This window comes from Pedobacter endophyticus, from assembly GCF_015679185.1.
In the GTDB taxonomy this organism is placed as follows: Bacteria; Bacteroidota; Bacteroidia; order Sphingobacteriales; family Sphingobacteriaceae; genus Pedobacter; species Pedobacter endophyticus.
Genome location: NZ_CP064939.1, coordinates 4,013,619 through 4,033,897, shown reverse-complemented (window position 1 = coordinate 4,033,897; position 20,279 = coordinate 4,013,619). Strand labels below are relative to the sequence as shown.

Genomic DNA, 20,279 nt, shown 5'->3' with positions numbered 1-20,279 from the left:
ATCTAGCATATCTATAAGCACAACAAAAAATGAATACCAATGGATCCCCGCTTCATGCACAGATGCCGACCCAAGGATGGAAACAGTTCCTGGCTGCCAGAACCAGAATGCTCGCCGCTTATGATCTTGCAAAAGATCTGGAAAACAATAAGCTGGTCAAGACCAGACATGGCCGCGTGGCAGAAGCTGAATTTAGAAAGTGGCTAAGCGAATTTCTGCCCAAACGCTACGCCGTTGCCTCAGGATATATCATCTCGCCAGGCATTTCAAGTAAAGAGCACATGGTGCATTATGATGTAATCATATACGACCAGCTGGAATCCCCGGTACTGTGGGTGGAGGAAAATCCGGATGCTTCCCTACAGGGAAAATCACTCGCAATACCCGTGGAATATGTACACGCCGTATTTGAGGTGAAGTCCTCATTTAACAGCCAATCCGCCAAGGATGCAGTTGAACAACTCTCCAAGTTAAAGCCGCTATTGGCCCGGTTAGATCCCCAGCATAGCCGCGGCGAGCTCTATCTTCCTGCCAATTTTTTCTGCGCGACAGTATTCTTTGAGCTTAGAAAAGAGCATGAGAAGGATTTTGCGGCGATGGACAAATTGGTCGAGGCTACAATGCTTAGGGGATTTCACGGCGGAATAATACTTCGCGCTGATACTCTTGATAAATATTATAGCGGGAAAATAAAATTCAGAAACGAAGACGTTGATACTAGCGCCAACACCAGGTCATCATTATCTTTTTGGGCAACATCGAAATGCCTTAAGTATAAAGATGATGCATATTTTAGTCTGTTATTGACATTCTGGGAACAGCATTTTTCCGAATTCGCATTCGACATCATTTCCCTTTTGAAGGGAACTTATCATCCCAACGTGCTATCAAGTCTATATTGCATGGGCTCAACCGCATTGGAAAATGGCAGCTGTGTTGAAACCAGATACGAGGACCCCGAAGCTGTAAATAGATATCAGGAAGAGACCGCAGCAAACCTAAAAGCCCAGGGCTTTATTGGAATTGAACCGTCTGATATCTAATGGTTGTTTAATTTCGTCAGAGATTACGCCAAACCATCATAACAATTTTCTTTTTTTAGCAATCGATACCAGAGATTTTAGGCTAAATTAAGAAACTGAGGCTGGCGGTGAGTTCTCCACCAAAACCACAATCTTTTCAACATTTTATTATTTACTAACAATTTTAGCTTTATGTTTGTTGTTAAATTTTATAATACTAAAAATAATAGTATGAAAATTTAATACGCTATGGATGCTAAAAGGGAATTGTTTCAAAAATTGCAGCAGGATATTCTGCTGTGGCAGGGCTTTAAACCCCTGTCTGCTGGCAAGGCTGAACGCATTGGCCTCGGGGAAATTGAAGATGCCTTTCCGGGCAAGGTCTTTCCCCAAAAAGCCATCCATGAGTTTATCACCGTGCTTCCCGAACACGCAGCCGCTAGCGAGGGATTTATTGCCGGACTGCTTTCAGTGCTGATGGAAAATGGCGCAGCTTGCGTATGGGCAAGCACTTCCCGCGGTTTGTTCCCCGCATCGTTGAGCCTATTTAATGTTGAGCCTGAACGGATCATATTCATGGACGTACAGACCGAAAAAGATGTTCTCTGGATTACAGAAGAAGCCTTAAAGTGCGAAGGCCTCGCTGCAGTAGTAGCCGAGGTTAACAACTTATCGCTAATTGAATCCCGAAGATTGCAGCTTACCGTAGAAAAAAGTGGCGTTACAGGTTTTATCCTCCGCAAAGATGAAAATAAAACCGCCAGTACCGTTGCAACCGCAAGATGGAGAATTAGCCCCTTGCCTTCCCAAACCGAGGAAGGTATGCCGGGCCTTGGCTTTCCCAGATGGCAGGTAGAGCTTTTAAAGGTGCGCAATGGCAACCCTGGCAGCTTCGTGCTAGAATGGGCAGGCGAAAAATTCGAGGAGGTTAAAAAAGCTAAAAAAGAAATCGTTTGGTCTGAACTGGAGGGCAGACAAATTGGATAATATATCATGCAAAGGCGTTTTGTTTCTATATGGTTCCGCCAGTTACTGGCTGACTGGCAGCTTATCCGCAGGCCGGAGCTAAAGGACGTACCCTTTGTTTTTGCAGCCCCCGATCATGGGCGAATGATGATCACGGCAGTCAGCCCATTAGCCCAGGATTTCGGGGTAGAGATAGGGATGCGTGCAGCAGATGCCAAGGCAATATGTCCAGGACTGGAAGTGCTGGATGATAAACCCGGCCGTTCTAAAAAACTGCTCAAAGGACTTGGAGAATGGTGCGTGCGCTATTCCCCTATAGTGGTCATTGATGAATTTGGAATGGATGGATTGCTATTGGATATTTCGGGATGCGCCCATCTATGGGGAGGAGAACGCGGATACCTTAAAGAAATAGTTTCCAGACTAAAAGGCAAGGGATATACCGTTCGCCTGGCTATTGCCGATACGCCCGGCGCGGCCTGGGCAGTATCGCGTTATGGAAAAATCACCCCTTTGATCCCCGCTGGGGAACAGGTTGATGCACTGCTGAACCTGGTTCCAGATGCCCTGCGACTCGAAGAGCCCATACTTGCAAAACTTCGCAAACTGGGATTTTACCAGATCAAGAGTTTTATTGGAATGCCTAGATCCGTGTTGCGCAGGCGGTTTGGAGAAGATTTTCTGCTGCGCTTGGCGCAGGCTATAGGAACAGAAAACGAAGTGCTTGTTCCCTTGCAGCTACCTGTTGCCTTTAGTGAAAGGCTGGCCTGCCTGGAACCTATCAAGACCAGAAACGGGATTGAGATTGCTATCAATAAGCTTCTTGAAAATCTTTGCAAGCGCATGCATGCGGAGGGAAAGGGATTGCGCACGGGACTGCTGACCTGTTACCGCATTGATGGGAAAGTGGTGCGGGTTGATATAGGCACCAGTGGAGCATCCAATAGCCCAGGTCATCTGTTCAAACTTTTTCAGCTTAAAATTGATCAGATCAGGCCAGCCCTTGGTATTGAGCTTTTCGTAATGGATGCACCAAAGGTAGATGAGGTAGAGATCCCCCAGGAGGAAATGTGGACTTCAAAACCGGGATTGGATGACCAGAGCGTAATCAGATTGCTCGACCGCGTTGCCGGAAAAGTGGGATTTCAGGTTATCCATCGCTATCTTCCCGCCAAAAGATATTGGCCGGAACGTGCCCTTTCCAGAGCGGTTTCAGTGAGCGAAAAACCCAACATCGCCTGGCGGGTGGATAAGCCACGGCCTACAGAACTATTGAAATCCCCTGTGCCAATAGAGGTGATGGCCACCATTCCCGATCATCCCCCTAAGTTTTTTATTTATAAGGGCATTCGGCATATCATCGCCAAGGCAGATGGTCCTGAGCGTATTGAACGCGAATGGTGGCTAGATCAGGGTGAGCATAGGGATTACTACCAGGTCGAGGACGAGCTGGGCGGACGTTATTGGCTGTTCCGTTCAGGCCACTATGGGGGCGAACAAAAGTATCAGTGGTTTATTCATGGATTTTTTGCATAACGGAGATGGGATATAGCGAACTACAGGTGACTTCAAATTTTAGTTTCTTACGGGGAGCCTCCCATGCCCATGAGCTGGTGGAGCAGGCAGAAATTTTTGGATATAAAAAAATAGCCATAACCGACCGCAATACCTTGGCTGGCATTGTCCGCGCACATGCGGCGTGCAGGGAAAAACAGGTAAAGCTTATCCCGGCATGCAGATTGGACTTGCTTGATGGGCCGAGCCTTCTCGCCTATCCTACAGACAAGGAAGCTTATGGCAGATTATCGGCGCTGCTTACCCTTGGCAATATGCGTGCAGAAAAAGGGTCTTGCCATATCTCCCGAGCAGATGTCTATGCACATAGCAAGGGAATCATATTTACCCTGATCATGCCCGGCGAGCTTAACCGGAGGTTCGAATACGATCCTGGTTTTATCGATTCCGTTGCAGAGTATAGAGAGGCTTTAGGAGAATCTTTATATCTGGCAGCGACAAGGTCCTATATGGGAAATGATGATAAGCTTATATTTAGGACTTCTCAGCTTTCCAGGTTTTACAATATACCTGTTGTGGCCACAGGCGATATCCATTACCATGATCCCGCAAGAAGGGAATTACAGGATGTGCTGACCTGCGTGAGAGAAAAATGCACCATCCAGGAGGCGGGATTTCGGTTGCACCAGAACGCAGAGCGCTACATGAAAGAAGTAGCCGAGATGGAGCGTTTGTTTAGAAAATATCCTAGTGCTATCCAAAACACAATGGTAATCGCAGAATCCTGTAATTTTTCTTTGGATGAGCTCAAATATGTTTACCCTGAAGAAATCAATAAAAGCGGGCGTTCACCGCTCGAAGAGCTGGAATACCTGACCTGGAAAGGCGCAAATGAATTTTACGGAGAAACCATTCCGGAAAAAGTGGTCAATATGATTAACCACGAAATGGCTTTTGTTAAGCAGATGGATTATGCCAATTACTTTTTGTTCGTGGAAGATATCGTACGCGAGGCCAGATCTCGTGGGATACTTTGCCAGGGTCGGGGATCGGCAGCCAATTCTGCAATCTGTTTTGTGTTAGGCATCACCTCAGTTAATCCCATGAAATTCGATCTGCTTTTTGAGCGTTTTATTTCCCCGGCCAGAAACGAACCCCCTGATATTGATGTGGACTTTGAGCATGAGCGCAGAGAAGAAATCATCCAGTATATCTACAATAAATATGGTCGCGACCGGGCTGCAATTGTGGCAACTGTCACTCAACAGCATCAAAGGGGCGCAATCCGTGATGTGGGAAAAGCAATGGGACTTTCTGTAGATACCATTAACCGGTTGTCAAGTTCCATTTGGGAGTTTACAGATGAATGGTTTGAGGGAAAAAGGGTAACAGAGCAAGGCCTTAATCCAAATGATCCGCATCAAAAAAAAACACTGGAGCTTACCGCGCAGATGATGGGATTTCCGCGCCAGTTGGGTCAGCATACCGGGGGATTTGTAGTGACCCAAGGCAAGCTCACCGACCTGTGTCCTATCCTTAATGCCCGGATGGAAGACCGAACGAATATCGAATGGAATAAGGATGATATTGATGCACTTGGATTTTTAAAGGTTGACGTGCTTGCGCTGGGCATGCTTACCTGCATCAGAAAGGCTTTTGACCTCTGCCGGGACCATTACAGCGTGCAGTACACCATGGCCAATATTCCCCAGGACGATCCGGAAGTTTACGATATGATCTGCCTGGCGGATACCCTGGGGGTTTTTCAGATTGAGAGCCGGGCGCAGATGTCCATGCTCCCCAGGCTAAAGCCCAGAGAATTCTATGATCTGGTGATTGAAGTAGCCATTGTCAGGCCCGGACCTATTCAGGGGGATATGGTCCACCCCTATTTGCGCAGACGAAATGGCGAAGAGCCAGTGGTCTACCCTTCCCCGGAACTGGAGGAAATCCTGGGCAGAACATTGGGCGTTCCGCTGTTCCAGGAGCAGGCCATGAAAATTGCCATCGTAGCTGCTGGCTTTACCCCCGCAGAGGCCGATGGTCTTCGGCGGAGCATGGCGACATTTAAGTTCAAAGGGATGGTAAATCAATATGAGCAGAAATTGATTGACGGCATGATGGCCAAAGGTTACACCTTGGAATTCGCCCAGCGGATATTCAAACAGCTTGAAGGATTTGGAAGTTATGGCTTCCCCGAATCCCATGCGGCAAGTTTTGCTTTACTGGTCTATGTATCCTGCTGGTTAAAGCATTATTATCCGGATGTATTTGCAGCAGCACTTTTAAACAGCATGCCAATGGGATTTTACCAGCCGGCACAGATTGTTATCGATGCCCAGAAGCATACGGTCGAAGTGCGCGAAGTAGATGTTAACCATTCCCGTTGGGACAATAAACTCGAAGAGAAATCGGGCAAATATTTTGCGCTGCGTTTGGGCTTCAGGCAGATCAGTGGGATCAGAGAAGATGATATGGATGTTTTGGTCAATGGTCGGAACGCTGGCTATAAAAGCATTACGGCACTCCGCGATGCAGGTGTATCCATAGTGGCATTGGAAAGGCTCGCTGATGCAGATGCTTTCCGTTCCATGGGAATGGATCGGCGCAAGGCACTTTGGGAAGTTTCCGCTTTGCAGGATATGCCCGTCGAACTATTTAAAGGCCAGGCATCTGAAAGTGTGCTGGAGACGCAGGTTGAGCTGCCTTTAATGGGCAAAGGTGAGCATGTCGTGCAGGATTATGCAACAGTTGGTTTATCGCTAAAAGCCCATCCGGTGAGCTTTGTGCGACCGCAGCTGGATATGCTTAATATCAGAACTTGCCATCATATCAACAACGATTCTACAGATGGGCAGCTTGTCAAAGTAGCAGGACTGGTATTGGTACGCCAGCGTCCCGGTACTGCTGGCGGGGTCTGTTTTATTACTATCGAAGATGAAACAGGCTATTCCAATCTGGTTGTTTTTGAAAAGCTTTTTGAAACCTATAGAAAAGAAATTCTGCATTCGAGGCTTCTCATGGTGGAAGGTAGGTTGCAGCGTGAGGGACAGGTGGTGCACGTGATCGTGAGTAAATGTTTTGATTTTACAAAGATGCTCGGAAAGCTGGTACAGCGTGAAGTAGATGAACTGCCAATATTAACCCTGGCTAGGGGCGATGAAAAAACAGCACCTTATCCTTCACAGAACAAGCGGAGCCAGGTTCGGGAAGAGACTGCGAAAAAAGCATTTCATGAGGGAAGAAATTTCAAATAAGCAATTTAAATAGAAATAATTCGCGTTAATAGAAATCCAATGATCAGGAATCAATATCGTCAAAAATGCTTCTGGTCGTTGTTATCGTCGTCGTTTCATCTCTACTGTCAAGCACTCTTTCTGGCCGCTCATCAGTTTGGTCAAAATCATTCTCACTAGTCCAGTTTTTTGCGTGATTGACCTCGCTTTCAATTGCATTGATGATAGCGTCATTTCCCTCAAATTCTTCCAATAAAATGTTCATTTTATCAAAAAATTCTTCCATGTGCTCCTCCGATGAATCCTTATTATATTTCCGAAATTCACTTTCCCGATCTTCACGAACCTTTGAAAGTTTGGGAATTAACTCATCCACTAATTTCAGTTTTATATCTGCTAATTCATCCGGGGTGAAAACTTCCTGCAAATCGGTATTGTCTAAAAGTTCCAGATCATCTCCAGCTATAGTGTAATGAGAGATATATTCCGTAAAAGCTTTACGACGCTCTTCTGGTAAAAGTTGTTCTTTGTTCAACTTAATTAAAAGTTTGATTTCGTCAGAATATCGAAATGACATGGAAGGCTTTACTATCAAATCAAATAATTCTGGATTTTCTTCAATATATAATTTTAAGAAATCCTTTGATGATCGTCGGGATAGAAAAGTAAGAGCTTTCCTTTTCGCGTCCCACGCTGATAGAAAAGGAGATTTATAATCGTATGATGATTTAAACTGCTGAAGTTTCTTAATCACTAAACCGAACATATTTTTAGGCACAACTACTGTTTTCTCTAAGCCAACGTTACCGCAGGTGACCTGTTCAATAATCCGCTCAACTTCAGTGCCTTCAAGATAAATTTCGAGTTGCTCGGGACTTTTTGCAATTATTCTTGCGTAAGCATCGCCTATTGTTGGATGCTTGAATCTCCAAACTGCATTGTCTTCTATTAAGGTGTATTGAACAAGGCCATCTTTCATAGAGTCCAGTGCTTCAATACATCCTCCGACGTCACATCCAAGTCGAGCCACTGCCTCTGCTTCATTTGGCTTCAGTATAACTGGGCTGTGAAGCTGGCCATTATTCATATATATCAGTGCTAAGGCAGCTTTGCTTTGCTTATCCAGTCCCCTGATAACATCCTCTAAAAAGCTCTCTTGGTTATTCACGAACCTCATAAGCGTTGGTGGCCAAACCTGAAGCGTTTTAGTAAAAGCAGGATCTGCCAAACGGCGGGCTGTTTCGGGAATAAACTGCGGATGGTTAACAATTTCATTAAGGTAAGGCTTGAGTTTGGCAATAAAATCTTTGGACTGCCTGCCCAACTTCAAGTGATTATATAGGATTTGCTCCTTTTCTGAAACTGCCAAATTGTGAACATCTATCACTACGTTGCTTTCATTGAAAAGCGGAAATGCACCTTCTTTAAGATCAGTTCTAGCCCTTTTATAAATGTAGTCCCGAGAAGTCATCACAATTTTTATCCCTTGTTTTAACATGGATTTTACCTGAGGTAAAATATGGTTCCAGTTGGTTACGAGCTCCGATTCATACTGGGTTACGCCAAACGCATCATCTATCCACATAAATTGATTGGGATCTTCTGGATTCCAATGCTTGGTGACCTGGTCAGGGCGATCAAGCTTTAAAGTGAGTGCTTGCCACTGATCAACAGCAGCCATTGCTAAAAGTGAGGCTATTGTTGTTTTTCCAGCAGCAGGTTCTCCTATAATTAATACAAAACCGTGCTCACTTAAAGCTTTAGCAGCCTTATAATAGGCTGAGGTGATTACAACTTTTGAAAGGTCGTCACGCATAGAGAGAAGTAATTGTCTTGCTTGCGCATAAGCCCGTTCATCTAAAATTTGGGAAAGGTCACCAAGGCCATATACTCTAGGCACAAGCATTCTTAGCCTTTTATTTTCATGGATCTGGCTACTTATCCAATTACTCCCGAAGATTCGCCACGATTTTACACCTAGTAACGCCATTTTTTTATTAAATACACCTTCAAAACGTCCCGATACACCCGCGTTAGTTAATAGAAGATAGCAATCACATCTTCCTTCAGCAACAAGCTTTTCAATCTTTTCGAATTCGTCAGACAGACTGCTTAATGTTATTTTATGATCTGCTTGGTTAGTGAACTTACATTGAATTACAAAATTACCGACAAGATCTTCAGATCCCGTTTGTTTCCACGTTCCTGAGAATGCTCCGTCTTTGCCGGCATCATTAGTATCCAAAAAGGCACCGACAGTTTGGCCAAGAATTTCTCGGGTTATCGTTAGGCATAGTTGCTGAAAGGCATGCCATCCTAATAGGTGAAGGTCGTATTTATGCATTTTTTATGGAAGATGTAAGCGTCTGTATTTAGAGTGTTCGGATCAGTTATTATTAGAAGGTCATAAATTCATTTTCTGATAGTAGGGTGGATAAACCGCAACCAATTGACCCCATACCACCAGAAATTGCATTGGAATTAAATCATTGATTATCTTGCGATTATAGATTTAGCGAAACGGGGTCAGTTAGATTGGTTTTTCCATTTTGATATTCGGTGATGCCGAAATCTATTATCTGTAGGTCAAAGGATTCGGTCATAGTTTTTACTGTTTCTTCCAGGGTATCAGGAAGGTTCTTTGCAGAAAGGTAGGCATGGAAGGGCCGTTTTGCAACAAAATAGTTGTGAATGCCGGGATGGGCTTTTAGATTTTGATTTAAAGTTTTCTGGCTTTTGAAATACCCATTTAATAGCTCTGAAAGTAAGGCCGAATTATTTTTTAGCGGGCCAAAATATTTAATTAAAAAGTCTACGTGCAGCAACATCAATGGCTTAATAGACTGGAAGCTTTCCCTACGGTTCTGAAGCTTTTCGTTAAAGATAGCGTTGACATACTGCTGTGCGCCAGAGATATCAACGTTGGAATCAGAACAGATGATTACTGGATAAATGTTTATTTTCTTCAATGACTTTATACCCACCATTTTCAGCAGTTCACTAGCCGGCTCAGTCAGGTTATCTATTTGCCGAATGATCTGAGCCGCACCTTTGTCTTTCTTGCCATTGCTTTTTTCTGAAAGAAAATTTTCATCAAGAAAAATCTTGAATTTTTTATAGTCCATCTGCTCGATAGTCTTGGCATGGACATCTGTCATCTTCACCTCGAATATAAAAACGTCGGTCGAGGACGCTTTTACGATATAGTCTTGATATTTATCGGTGGAAATTATTTTCTGGTTCTGCTTGTGAAATATCGCTTTGAGATATCTTTCAACCAGAAACTTCTCAAAGAAGTGCAGCCCGATGTAGGATTTGAAAGTATTATAATCTTTAAAGCGTTTATCATTTTTCAGCGGACTGTTTTGGTAAAACGAATAAAAAAAGCCTTGTTCAACGGCGTATTGAAAAAAGCTGTAATCCAGGATTATTGCCTGATTGTCATCAATAAAATAAAATGGTTTTGGAACAATATCCATGTTAAGGGAAAGCTGATCTTTGCCAGACAGCTTTGAAATATCTATTGCATATTCTCGCATTAATCTTTCAGGCATATCTTTGACGTTAAGCACATGCTTTCCCTTATTTACTGATGTTAAGGCTAGAGTGAGTACTTCAAGAAAAAATTTTCCGTATAACCATGGATTGCCTAGCTGCATTTCCTTGCAAAATTCGATGGCATCTTGTTTAAGTGCTAAATGCACATCCAAAAACTTACTGATAAAAGCAAACTTCATTAAGGTCATCATCTTCATCGGCCCAGTATTCCTTAAATAGTTTTGTTGCATAATCTCCAGTCTGAAGACCCCTTGTAAGCTCATCATGTCTTCATCACCGTAACGGGAGTAATACAGCTGGTTATAGATAAGTATTGTTTTGAAAAGATTTCTGGAGAACGCTAGTGTATTAATAACCCTATCTTTCTCAACAGTTTTAAAATCTTTCAGAATTTCCGTAATCAGCATTGCAATTGGCGCAGGGGAAAACCAACGTTTTTCACTTTTGAAGTTGTTCTGAAATTCGGCAGGGATTTCAAAGCCCTGGATATCCGCAAAAATTGCGTGTTTAATTATTTCTGAATCCACATTTCTACTGTCGGGATCCTGGAAAAGCATTGCATTTATTTTCGACAGGCGCAACAGCAAAAATTCTGTAGGATAAGCTTCAATGTATGCTAAAGGATTCTCAGGGATATCTTCGTTGAAAACATCTTTGTATCCAAGGACGGCTATATACTGCATAGAAAGGTTCTCCAGTTAAATCCAAAGATAGCATAATAAATTTTAAGGTAGAATTTTCTTAAGCTGGAAGTAGTTAAGCAAATTGACTTTAAATACCGTAAACTAATTTGAAATGTCAGCGTAACTGTTTAAAGTCAACAGACAGATTGGGTTAAGATAAATTCAAATATTATATTTGTTGAGTTAACAACCTCTCAATGGCAAATCTAAATTTAATAAAACGCTTCAACCAGCAATATGGCAAACAAAGCCCGATAAGGAGAGAAACCAAACTATTCGCACTTACAGAATCTTTAGATCCTCAAAAGATTCAGAAAGCATTACCTGATTCACTTGCAAAGCTTGGTTTAGATTATACGATATATTTTGACATGGGTTTGGAAGCTGACGTTGCCCTTCTCTTCATTGATGTCTGCAATTTCTCCAGTCGTTTTAGCGATCTGGATGGCGAGGATATTGGGATTTTTTTTGACGCATACTACGATATAGTAATACCTATAATTTATAAATACAGTGGTGAAATTGATAAAATTATTGGTGATGGAATTATCTGTGTATTTGGTCTGCCTTACATTGACGGTGATGAGGAAGACTTGATCAATCAAGCAAACAATTGTGCCAAGGAGATTATAAAGTCAACGAAGGGAACAAAGTTTTCTAGCAAAATTGCAGCGCACTACGGTACGATAAATTATTTTAAGAACAAAAGTGGCCTTTATACTGAATTTACGATGATTGGCAAACCCTTGACCGAACTTTTCAGACTTGAATCGATCAGTATAAATGAGCGAATAAATTATTACCAGGATACTAAAGTTAAAGAATATTATACAAAACTAATTCAGGGTAAAATCAATCTAAACACCATCTCTGGCAAGGAGTGGTCCCACAGGACACACACCTTGCCACCGTTGCAGGGTGTAGATTACAAGTTATTCAATTCAATTACACTTAAAGATATCTAATGCCGAATCTATTACAAATACAGGCATTTCGTGAAAAATATGCCGCTAAAACCATTGTATCCAGAAATGAGATAAAATTGCTTGCTGAAAATTTTTCAAAGCCTACTCATGCTATTAAAAGCCTCTTTGTTCAACGGGGATTGGACGACCATATAATCGATTATTTTGAAAGTCAAAAATCTGCCAATATCGTGTTGTTGTTTATAGACATCACCGATTTTTCTTCTAAATGCAGATCCTGGCCGAATTCAACATTATCAACCTACCTCGACGATTATTATGACAAAGTAATTAAACTAATATATCATCATGGAGGAGAAGTGGAAAAAATTATCGGCGATGGGATTATTTGCATGTTCGGTGAACCGTTTTTAACAGGAACAAAGGCCCATCTCTTTCAGACGGCGGACGCCTGTGCGAAAGACATTATCGTAGAGGCCAAGGGTTCATCAAGAGAAGTTAAAATTGCTTTACATGATGGGGAAATCATGTACTATAAAAACAAGTCTGAAAATTTTCCGGAATATACGATGATAGGTAAGCCGTTGACCGAACTATTTAGACTCGAAAGCGTGGCAACAAATAATTCAATAAATTATTTTCATGTTTCTGACTACGATTCCTGCTCCTTTTGCACCGAAGGGGTCTACAAATACTCTTTAAATAATACCCATTCATACTGGAAAAAATCGGGAGTGGTGAAAGTGGATCTCAAGGGAGTTGAATGGACCTTTATTAAAAATTTTACCTGCACCTACAAGACATAGCATGGCAAGTATAAAAGATATAATTACAGAGATAGAGACCGACATCACAGATGTGGTTAGCACTAATTTTACTTTTAGTAATACCACCAGTGTACCAAACAGAAGTGATGGGCAACTTACCTTTGAAAGAAATGTAGAGAAAAAGGGCAAGATCTTAAAAACCTGCGTACTGTATGTAGATATAAGAGATTCGGTAGCGCTCACCGAAAAACACCACAATATTACGATGGGAAAGATTTATACTGCTTTCACTAAGGGCGTATTGAAAGCGGCAAAACATCATGGAGGACATATCCGAAATATAATCGGGGACCGGGTTATGATTGTTTTTCCCTCTGAAAACTCCTTTAAAAATGCAGTACATTGTGCAATCACCATCAACCATCTTTCAAAGTATGTCATTAGAAAAAAATTCCCAGCAGTCGATTTTAAATGCGGCATCGGAATTGACCATGGTGAGCTGAGGGTGATTAAAGTTGGACTCCAAAGGCAAGGTCATGAGGGCACTGAAAACAGGAGTCTGGTTTGGGCGGGCTACCCTGCAAATATCGCTTCGCGGTTAACCGATGTGGCGAACAAAACCATAGACGAGACAATCTTCAAAGTGACTAGGAACCCGGTTAATCCTGCAAGATATTTTAATTCACTTGGAGGCTTCCCCTTGACTCAGCCAACCCTTAAAATGAATGAACCTTATTATTTGACTACCGAGGAAACTGTTGAAATGAATGCTGAAGATTTCGCCAAAAACATTTGGAGTTATAAAGGAGGGCCACCGCTGGATTTGTTGGGAGGAAAACTTATAAACTTTTCAAAGGAAAACCGGGCTTACAGATATCCGGAAATATTGATGACAAGAACAGTCTTCAATGGATATACGGCCGCGAACCCTTCAGGGAATGATGTGACTGGAGCATACTGGAAGCTGCAGAGCAGATCGGTAAAAAATGTCAGTGTGGGGATTTATGGTGGTGATATCACCTGGTTAATAAATTAAAAATATTTTTGCATGATGTTAGAACAAGAAGAAAGATTGCATAGGCTGTTTGCCAATGTCAGTGATTGGCTCAAATTTGCGGAAGCTAAAAACTTAGGGTTGATGACCCTTAACGCTGCAGTTGTGGCTGGATTAACACAAATCAACTTTTCTCAGGATAGCCGTTTTGAAAAGATTGGTTTTTACTTTTTCACCCCTTTGGCAACGCTTTCTTTTTTATGTGCATTGATTTCGCTTTTCCCAATCCTTGCAAAGATTGAAAGCGGATCAAAATTCCAGAAATTTTTGAGTCTGATAAGCAACTGGATAACCAAAGAGCTTCATTTTGAGAATATTCATTATTACGGGTACTTGAAAACCCTATCTCTGTCAACTTTTGAGGATAAATTTTTGTCTAAAGTCGGGAGCACAACCCCCTTTTCGGAATACGAGAAGGAGCTTGGGGTGCAAATTCTCTACAACTCACGAATTACCTTTTTAAAATACCAGTTATTTAAAATAGGCGCTACTGTTTTCTTATTTGCATTTCTTATATCAATAGTTCTTTATCTTGTATTATGCATTTTGCCTACTTGTTAACTAATGCTTCTTCTTGTTTTCCCCTGTAACCAGATCTACTATGGTTGTCCGTAAGGCTACGAAAGGAGAACCATTAGGAGTAGGCTAGCTCGATAAACTGCCTTAGTGCCTTTTTAATCTCTTCCTGACCGGAAGGCTCCTGAAGATCTATCCCACAAAAAGGGGTTCTCTTGCATCTTGGCATGTAGTATAAGGTAATATACCCCGCCCATCAATATGGCATACATTGCCCTGAAACTTTTGCCACTACCTTCAAAGTGCTCATCGAAGGCCTCGTTCAGTACCCTGTTACCTATATCTTCACGTTTCAGATCGAGCTCTTTAAGGATGGGCAGATTTTCGCTAAGCCCCCAGGTGATGATCCGTCGCATTTCTTCATTTTTGATCAGGCTATCAAGTTGGTTCTCCAGGACGTTATAGGCAAGCGTTTTTCCGAGGTCCCCTTTGCTTTCCAGTACAATACCCTCAATTTCAATACGCTATCAAGAACTACAAAAGATGTACATTAATAACATTTCTCTGGTGCCATAAAAGGCTCTGAAAATATTAAATATTTTATTCAGCAATTGAGAATGTCATAATTTTTGCTGGCATAACAACGATAAATAAAATAACTATTTCTAAAAATTTTATTTAACAACTGAAATACGTCCTAACCTATAATCCTATCTCATCACTCAAACCTTAAATTTTGTGGTTACCGAATACATATGAGGCTGTGGATACAAATTATCGTCTCCATACTTTTCGTAATAAGCCCCCACTCGATGAATCGTGTCTTCGAAATCAGTATGGAAGTTAGATTTACGAATGTTCGACTCCATGGAACAGGGAAAATTTTTAGTGCAAATTTTGTGCAATGTTTTAGATGATTTGAAATCAATTTACAATCCAAGGGCAAAGTAATAGTTTATTAATATAATGTCTGTATTTACCCTCTGCCTAAAGGTAATTGGAATTTCACCATCCCAGCCTTTCAGAGTTTGCCGTGACTAGTCGTTCCAGTATCGTAGATTTCTCTCAAAGCATCGACAATATTTTTATGATCAATGATCTTATGTAAAAAAGCAACTGCACCGGCTTTTCTTGCCTCATCCACATAGAAAGTTTCGACATCTGAAGTCAGCATTACCACTTTTGAATCTGGCCATCTTTTTAAAATCTGCCTGATTAGTTCAAATCCGTGCATCTTTGGCATTCTCAAATCAGTAAGAAAGATATCTGGTGAGCCGTCAGCCTTCTCCAAAAGCCTAATCATTTCATCGCCATCCTGTGCTACGATGGAAATTTCGAATCCGTTCTGGATAAGTAATTCCACGACACTATCCCTGAACCACAATTGATCTTCGGCATAAGCTACATTAATTTTTTTACAATTCAATTTATCTTTATTATCATCCACGACATATGTTGCAAGTAAATAATTAAGGAATTTTTAAGACAGATAACAATTGAACTTTCTTGAAAACTTAATTAAACGATTTTCTAAACCCTATTGGCGAAAAATTAGTCTTTGTCTTGAAGAATTTGCTAAACGACTGCGAATGTTCGAATCCCAATTCATAGGCAATTTCTGAAACAGATAAACTCGTTGTAGATAATTTTTCTTTAGCTTTTTCTATAACTGCGGTCTGGATATATTGTTGCGTATTCAATCCTGTCAATAAACGCAACATATCACTCAAATAGCGCTGTGAAAGTTTTAATTCTGTGCTAACATACCTTACGGATGACAAGCCGTTTTTCGCACATTTATCTTCTTCGAGATAACTGTCTAAAAGCTTATCCAAAGAATTTATTATATCGTGATTGACTGCTTTTCTTGTAATGAATTGCCTGCTGTAAAAACGATTGCTGTAATTCAGCAATAATTCTATTTGTGAAACTAAAACATCCTGGCTAAAACGGTCAATATTGTTAGCAAGCTCATTTGATATTGTAGAAAATAAATTAGCTATTATCTCTTTTTCTTTGGCTGATAGAAAGAGAGCTTCTGAAACATCGTAAGAGAAAAAACCATACTGATTTATTATCCTTCCTAACTGATAATTTCGGATAAAGTCACAATGGAAATATAATGCGATCCCTTCATAGCTTTGTGTTTCTTCAGGTGAAACAACAATTTGTTTTGGTTTTAAAAATGCCAACCCGCCTTCTTCAAAATCATAGTATCCCTGTCCATATCTTACATGACCTTTGAATGTAGGTTTAAAAGAGATCTTGTAAAAATCAAGACTTACCATTTGACCTTTTGGAAACATTTCAATCGATACATTCTTATAGTCCACCAATGCAATTAAGGGATGTAATGGTGCAGGAACTCCCAGCATACGCATCAATTGTGATATGCTGTCAATATTTTTGATGTTAGATGAGTGCTGCATTTTTATTTACGAATTTAATCAATTTTGTTTTGACGGACGAATAACAATATCTCCAATCTCAACATCATCAGGCTGACTTATTGCATAAATCACAGCGTTCGCAATAGCTATGGGATTTATAGCAATTTGTTGCATTCCTTTTTGAATTGCTGTTTTCATTTCTTTATTCTTGATGTTATCTGCAAAATCTGTTTTTACAAATCCGGGTGAAATGCCCGTAATTCGTATGTTTCCGTCTGACTCCTGACGAAACGCTTCTCCTATGGTGCGAATGGCATTTTTTGTTCCAGCATACACACCCTGCATTGGTACAACCTTTAATCCTGAAGTTGAGATGATATTGACGATGTGCCCGGATTGTTGTTGTTTGAAAATTGGGATGGCGGCCGCCATCCCATATAAAACTCCCCTGAGGTTAATGTCTATCATTTCTTCCCAACCATCCATATCCAGTTCGTCAATGCGACTTAACTGGCTGACACCGGCGTTATTTACAATTACATCTAGTTTTCCATATTGCTCAACTGCTGTATTGCAAAGCCGAACCAGATCAGACTTATTCTTCACATTAATTTGAGCAGAGGCGGCTTCTCCACCATTACTCATAATTTCTTCAACAATTTGTTGTAATTGTTCTGCTCGCCTTGCGCCTAAAATAACTTTTGCCCCGTTTTGTGCTAGTTCTATTGCTATGGCTTTGCCCATTCCACTGCTGGCACCTGTTATAGCAACTACTTTTTCTTTGAGGATTCGCATATATTTTCTTGTTTTAATTCTGATGTAAAATTCCTAATTGTCGAATTGTAAAAAGTAGTCAAATTGGTATTTGTTGTAGTCAGAAAGTCAATTGTAGCATACCAACATCAAATACTGCCACAGAACGCCATTGGAAACATATTTTTATAGCCACTCCATAGAGCTTTTAAGTTCACGCCTGAACATTAAAACTTAAAATAATTCAGATAGAAGACGATTACGGGGACCTGCCAAGATCATGGCTTTTTATGAGAGCAGTAACTATTCTTTTGATGCTGATGCACCTTTATTGGTTCTGCCTCGGTTTCTTTTTACAACTTGGCTGGACCCCAGAAGTAATCAACAGGATATTGGGCAATTTCAACCGGAAGGCGGGTTTATTTCACACCCTCTTTATACCAAAGGATTTGCTTTGATTCTGTTGGCATTAAGCTGTTTAGAAATAAAGGGCGTATAGAACGAGAATATAACCTGATCTAAAATTTACGTGGCTTTGGGTTTAGGTTTGGTACTGTTCTTCCTAAATGCACCGTTGCTAAGGCTTTCTCAGGCAACGGGCACATTTCTGTATATTCTCAATGTCTCTTTATGTTATCTCGCCTTGCTGACGGCGGGCGTATGGATGAGCCGAGTGCTCCGCACTAATTTGATGATCAATGTTTTGAATAACGAGAACTAGAGGTTTCAGCAGGAAACAAAGCTATGGAAAACGAGTATTCAGTCAACCTGCCACCAAAATTTACTACCACGGCAAATGGAACAACGATTGGAAAAACATTGTCAATCCTTTCAGGCCATCAATTGTGTTTGGCACTCCGGGTTCAGGAAAATCTTATCCTTCGTAAATAACTACATCAAGCAGCAGATCGAAAAAGGCTTCAGTATGCACATCTACGATTTCAAGTTTACGACCTATCTGGCATTACATACAGCCATTCATTAGAGCATCGGGATAAATACTAACTTCAGCCGAGATTTTATGCTATAAATTTTGACGACACGCGCAAGAGCCACCGTTGCAACCCACTCAATCCTGATTCTTTGACGGATATTGCTGATGCCTACGAAGCGGCTTATATCATAATACTGAACCTTGACACATCTTGGAGACAGAAGCAGGGGGATTTTTTTTTGTAGAGAATCCAATTATCTTATTGGCTGCCATTATCTAATGGCTGAAAATCTATGATAATGGTAAATAATGCACATTCCCACACGCCATTGCACTGCTGAACAAAATGTATTCGGACGTGTTCAAGATTTTGACCTCATATCTCGATTTGAAAAAAAAATTGTCGCTATTTATGGACGCGTGGCAGGGTGGCGCACAAGACCAATTACAAGGACAAATCTCATCGGCAAAAAATTCCTTTATCAATAATGATTACCCCCCAATTCTATTGGGTGATCACAGGCGATGATTTAAAACTCGATATCAACAACCCGAAAGACCCTAAAATTTTAAGCGTGGGCAATAATCCCGACGGTCAAAATATCTATTCCGCAGCTTTGAACTTGTACAATTGAAGAATTGTAGAGCTGGTAACAAAAAAAGATATATTCGTCGGTTCTGTATCGGATAACTTTGGCGAACATATAGAACAGAAAATATTCCACGCAGATTTCGTAGGGATAATGAAAAGGTAACCGCGGAAACAAAGCCTATCAAAAGAGACCGGAAATCTTATCTTTTATAGATAAAAAGGGCGAGGATAAAATGAATCAGCAGATTGAAAGCATTTATTACCAGATAAAACAAGATATCTGAAGGTTATCGAAACTGAATTGGAGCGTATCAAGAATGATCCGAACTTGCAGCATTCGATAAATCCCCAAAACCTATGAAGCAATAATGTCCGCGGAATCGTTATAGAATGCTTAGATTCATATTAATGTAAAAGCGATAAAGAATGAATTATTTTATTTTGTAAAAACGAAAGTGTTTGATAAAGAGACTTGTGCAAGCGGGACAAGCATAACTAAAAGCAAACACACCATTCCTATTTAGGCTTTTTATATTCGTATATTCATGAAAACGGAGATATAATATTACTCAACAAGTCACTGTTTTATTAGTAAATTTCCAGCTAATAATCGAGATATTTAAACTTATATGAGAAAGCCGATCAACAACCCTTTCATTCTTGCTCTTAGGGCTCGCAACCTCACAGTTGAAATTCATCATCATTCGGCTTATCAAATTGTGCTTTCTAATGACACTCCTTTCAATTCAACTATCAATGGAGTACTTTACGAGGGAATTCATGGTTTTTTAATAAAGCCTCAAGTTAAGCATTTTTGTGAGGCTGAAAATGGAACGTTGAATGTTCTAAATATAGAACCCTATTCGACTATTGGTTTAGAACTGGCAAAGAGGTTTACGGAATATCCAGAGTATATCGTTTTCGACACACCACAGGAAACAAATTCCTTTTTTCAGACAGCCCGTGACAGTTTGGATATTAAAATATTGATTGATGCATTAATACACCAATTACCGTCGATTGAATATGATGAAAGGGTAACTAAAATAGCGGACTACATCAAAGCCAACTATTTTCAATCTGATATTACCCCACAAACCTTTTCAGATATTGTTTTTCTTTCTGCGTCTCGACTAGCATCTCTCTTCAAAGAACAAACGGGAAGCAGTTTATCAAAATATTTGTTATGGACAAGGCTGCGCCAGGCGATCTATCTTACACTTTCTGATAAAGACAGAAGCCTTACGGATGTTGCCTATGATACTGGTTTTTACGACCTCCCACAAATGAATAAGTACATGTACGAAATGTTTGGGATGCCCCCGAAAGCGTTGAAGTTTAATAGTGATTTGATACAGATTTATTAA

19 protein-coding genes are annotated in these 20,279 nt (G+C 40.8%); 13 read left to right on the top strand and 6 right to left on the bottom strand.

Annotated elements, in window-relative coordinates; all coding sequences use genetic code 11:
* Positions 1-29: 29 nt before the first annotated feature.
* From IZT61_RS16380 to IZT61_RS16365, 4 genes are all read left to right on the top strand, one after another.
* The gene (locus IZT61_RS16380; RefSeq protein WP_196098118.1) at positions 30-1,043 is read left to right on the top strand and encodes a DUF6602 domain-containing protein; all 1,014 of its coding nucleotides are present in this window, start codon (positions 30-32) and stop codon (positions 1,041-1,043) included.
* 228 nt (positions 1,044-1,271) lie between these two features.
* Positions 1,272-2,009, top strand: coding sequence for an ImuA family protein (locus tag IZT61_RS16375; protein ID WP_196098117.1), 738 nt, complete (start codon positions 1,272-1,274; stop codon positions 2,007-2,009).
* A 6-nt stretch (positions 2,010-2,015) separates the two neighbouring features.
* Positions 2,016-3,524: a Y-family DNA polymerase gene (locus IZT61_RS16370; RefSeq protein WP_196098116.1), complete on the top strand. Its 1,509-nt coding sequence runs from the start codon at positions 2,016-2,018 to the stop codon at positions 3,522-3,524.
* Between the two features lie 5 nt (positions 3,525-3,529).
* A complete protein-coding gene (locus IZT61_RS16365; protein ID WP_196098115.1) occupies positions 3,530-6,760 on the top strand; it encodes an error-prone DNA polymerase in 3,231 nt (1,076 codons plus the stop codon).
* A gap of 43 nt (positions 6,761-6,803) precedes the next feature.
* Here the strand turns inward: IZT61_RS16365 and IZT61_RS16360 are convergent, their stop codons facing one another.
* Positions 6,804-9,083, bottom strand: coding sequence for an nSTAND3 domain-containing NTPase (locus tag IZT61_RS16360; protein ID WP_196098114.1), 2,280 nt, complete (start codon positions 9,081-9,083; stop codon positions 6,804-6,806).
* Between the two features lie 160 nt (positions 9,084-9,243).
* Positions 9,244-10,980, bottom strand: a complete 1,737-nt coding sequence (locus IZT61_RS16355) for a hypothetical protein (protein WP_196098113.1) — start codon at positions 10,978-10,980, stop codon at positions 9,244-9,246.
* Between the two features lie 197 nt (positions 10,981-11,177).
* Between IZT61_RS16355 and IZT61_RS16350 the strand changes: the two genes are divergently transcribed.
* Genes IZT61_RS16350 through IZT61_RS16335 form a run of 4 tightly spaced genes read left to right on the top strand, consistent with a single transcriptional unit; the run spans position 11,178 to position 14,288 of the window.
* Positions 11,178-11,945 carry a nucleotidyl cyclase domain-containing protein gene (locus IZT61_RS16350; protein WP_196098112.1) on the top strand — a complete coding sequence of 256 codons (768 nt, stop codon included), beginning with the start codon at positions 11,178-11,180 and terminating at the stop codon, positions 11,943-11,945.
* Positions 11,945-12,712 carry an adenylate/guanylate cyclase domain-containing protein gene (locus IZT61_RS16345; RefSeq protein ID WP_196098111.1) on the top strand — a complete coding sequence of 256 codons (768 nt, stop codon included), beginning with the start codon at positions 11,945-11,947 and terminating at the stop codon, positions 12,710-12,712. The genes IZT61_RS16350 and IZT61_RS16345 overlap by 1 nt, the downstream gene beginning before the upstream one ends.
* Before the next feature lies 1 nt (position 12,713).
* On the top strand, positions 12,714-13,709 hold the full coding sequence (locus IZT61_RS16340; protein WP_196098110.1) for an adenylate/guanylate cyclase domain-containing protein: 996 nt from the start codon (positions 12,714-12,716) through the stop codon (positions 13,707-13,709).
* 12 nt (positions 13,710-13,721) lie between these two features.
* Positions 13,722-14,288, top strand: a complete 567-nt coding sequence (locus tag IZT61_RS16335; RefSeq protein WP_196098109.1) for a hypothetical protein — start codon at positions 13,722-13,724, stop codon at positions 14,286-14,288.
* Between the two features lie 113 nt (positions 14,289-14,401).
* Here IZT61_RS16335 and IZT61_RS16330 read toward each other — a convergent pair whose 3' ends face one another.
* The 4 genes from IZT61_RS16330 to IZT61_RS16315 form a co-directional block, all read right to left on the bottom strand.
* Positions 14,402-14,659 carry a hypothetical protein gene (locus tag IZT61_RS16330; protein WP_196098108.1) on the bottom strand — a complete coding sequence of 86 codons (258 nt, stop codon included), beginning with the start codon at positions 14,657-14,659 and terminating at the stop codon, positions 14,402-14,404.
* Positions 14,660-15,264: 605 nt separating this feature from the next.
* On the bottom strand, positions 15,265-15,690 hold the full coding sequence (locus IZT61_RS16325; protein WP_196098107.1) for a response regulator: 426 nt from the start codon (positions 15,688-15,690) through the stop codon (positions 15,265-15,267).
* A gap of 67 nt (positions 15,691-15,757) precedes the next feature.
* Positions 15,758-16,672, bottom strand: coding sequence for a helix-turn-helix domain-containing protein (locus IZT61_RS16320; RefSeq protein ID WP_196098106.1), 915 nt, complete (start codon positions 16,670-16,672; stop codon positions 15,758-15,760).
* A gap of 18 nt (positions 16,673-16,690) precedes the next feature.
* Complete coding sequence (locus IZT61_RS16315; RefSeq protein WP_196098105.1) at positions 16,691-17,428, bottom strand: SDR family oxidoreductase; 738 nt, start codon at positions 17,426-17,428, stop codon at positions 16,691-16,693.
* Positions 17,429-17,676: 248 nt separating this feature from the next.
* Between IZT61_RS16315 and IZT61_RS22660 the strand changes: the two genes are divergently transcribed.
* The 5 genes from IZT61_RS22660 to IZT61_RS16305 all read left to right on the top strand — a co-directional run bounded on the left by IZT61_RS22660 (position 17,677) and on the right by IZT61_RS16305 (position 20,279).
* Positions 17,677-17,844, top strand: coding sequence for a YWFCY domain-containing protein (locus tag IZT61_RS22660; RefSeq protein WP_449582147.1), 168 nt, complete (start codon positions 17,677-17,679; stop codon positions 17,842-17,844).
* Positions 17,845-17,915: 71 nt separating this feature from the next.
* Positions 17,916-18,107 (top strand): YWFCY domain-containing protein, encoded by a 192-nt coding sequence (locus tag IZT61_RS22655; RefSeq protein ID WP_449582146.1) that lies wholly within the window; start codon positions 17,916-17,918, stop codon positions 18,105-18,107.
* Between the two features lie 75 nt (positions 18,108-18,182).
* Positions 18,183-18,371, top strand: a complete 189-nt coding sequence (locus IZT61_RS22650; RefSeq protein ID WP_449582145.1) for a hypothetical protein — start codon at positions 18,183-18,185, stop codon at positions 18,369-18,371.
* 437 nt (positions 18,372-18,808) lie between these two features.
* Positions 18,809-18,955 carry a hypothetical protein gene (locus tag IZT61_RS22645; RefSeq protein ID WP_449582144.1) on the top strand — a complete coding sequence of 49 codons (147 nt, stop codon included), beginning with the start codon at positions 18,809-18,811 and terminating at the stop codon, positions 18,953-18,955.
* A 586-nt stretch (positions 18,956-19,541) separates the two neighbouring features.
* Positions 19,542-20,279, top strand: a complete 738-nt coding sequence (locus IZT61_RS16305) for a helix-turn-helix domain-containing protein (RefSeq protein ID WP_196098104.1) — start codon at positions 19,542-19,544, stop codon at positions 20,277-20,279.

What these genes read in the sequence shown, in the direction of transcription:
- IZT61_RS16380 (WP_196098118.1), top strand. Translation starts at nt 30, where the DNA reads ATGAATACCAATGGATCCCCGCTTCATGCACAGATGCCGACCCAAGGA.
- IZT61_RS16375 (WP_196098117.1), top strand. Translation starts at nt 1,272, where the DNA reads ATGGATGCTAAAAGGGAATTGTTTCAAAAATTGCAGCAGGATATTCTG.
- IZT61_RS16370 (WP_196098116.1), top strand. Translation starts at nt 2,016, where the DNA reads ATGCAAAGGCGTTTTGTTTCTATATGGTTCCGCCAGTTACTGGCTGAC.
- IZT61_RS16365 (WP_196098115.1), top strand. Translation starts at nt 3,530, where the DNA reads ATGGGATATAGCGAACTACAGGTGACTTCAAATTTTAGTTTCTTACGG.
- IZT61_RS16360 (WP_196098114.1), bottom strand. Translation starts at nt 9,083, where the DNA reads ATGCATAAATACGACCTTCACCTATTAGGATGGCATGCCTTTCAGCAA.
- IZT61_RS16355 (WP_196098113.1), bottom strand. Translation starts at nt 10,980, where the DNA reads ATGCAGTATATAGCCGTCCTTGGATACAAAGATGTTTTCAACGAAGAT.
- IZT61_RS16350 (WP_196098112.1), top strand. Translation starts at nt 11,178, where the DNA reads ATGGCAAATCTAAATTTAATAAAACGCTTCAACCAGCAATATGGCAAA.
- IZT61_RS16345 (WP_196098111.1), top strand. Translation starts at nt 11,945, where the DNA reads ATGCCGAATCTATTACAAATACAGGCATTTCGTGAAAAATATGCCGCT.
- IZT61_RS16340 (WP_196098110.1), top strand. Translation starts at nt 12,714, where the DNA reads ATGGCAAGTATAAAAGATATAATTACAGAGATAGAGACCGACATCACA.
- IZT61_RS16335 (WP_196098109.1), top strand. Translation starts at nt 13,722, where the DNA reads ATGATGTTAGAACAAGAAGAAAGATTGCATAGGCTGTTTGCCAATGTC.
- IZT61_RS16330 (WP_196098108.1), bottom strand. Translation starts at nt 14,659, where the DNA reads ATGCGACGGATCATCACCTGGGGGCTTAGCGAAAATCTGCCCATCCTT.
- IZT61_RS16320 (WP_196098106.1), bottom strand. Translation starts at nt 16,672, where the DNA reads ATGCAGCACTCATCTAACATCAAAAATATTGACAGCATATCACAATTG.
- IZT61_RS16315 (WP_196098105.1), bottom strand. Translation starts at nt 17,428, where the DNA reads ATGCGAATCCTCAAAGAAAAAGTAGTTGCTATAACAGGTGCCAGCAGT.
- IZT61_RS22660 (WP_449582147.1), top strand. Translation starts at nt 17,677, where the DNA reads ATGAGAGCAGTAACTATTCTTTTGATGCTGATGCACCTTTATTGGTTC.
- IZT61_RS22650 (WP_449582145.1), top strand. Translation starts at nt 18,183, where the DNA reads ATGGAACAACGATTGGAAAAACATTGTCAATCCTTTCAGGCCATCAAT.
- IZT61_RS22645 (WP_449582144.1), top strand. Translation starts at nt 18,809, where the DNA reads ATGATTACCCCCCAATTCTATTGGGTGATCACAGGCGATGATTTAAAA.
- IZT61_RS16305 (WP_196098104.1), top strand. Translation starts at nt 19,542, where the DNA reads ATGAGAAAGCCGATCAACAACCCTTTCATTCTTGCTCTTAGGGCTCGC.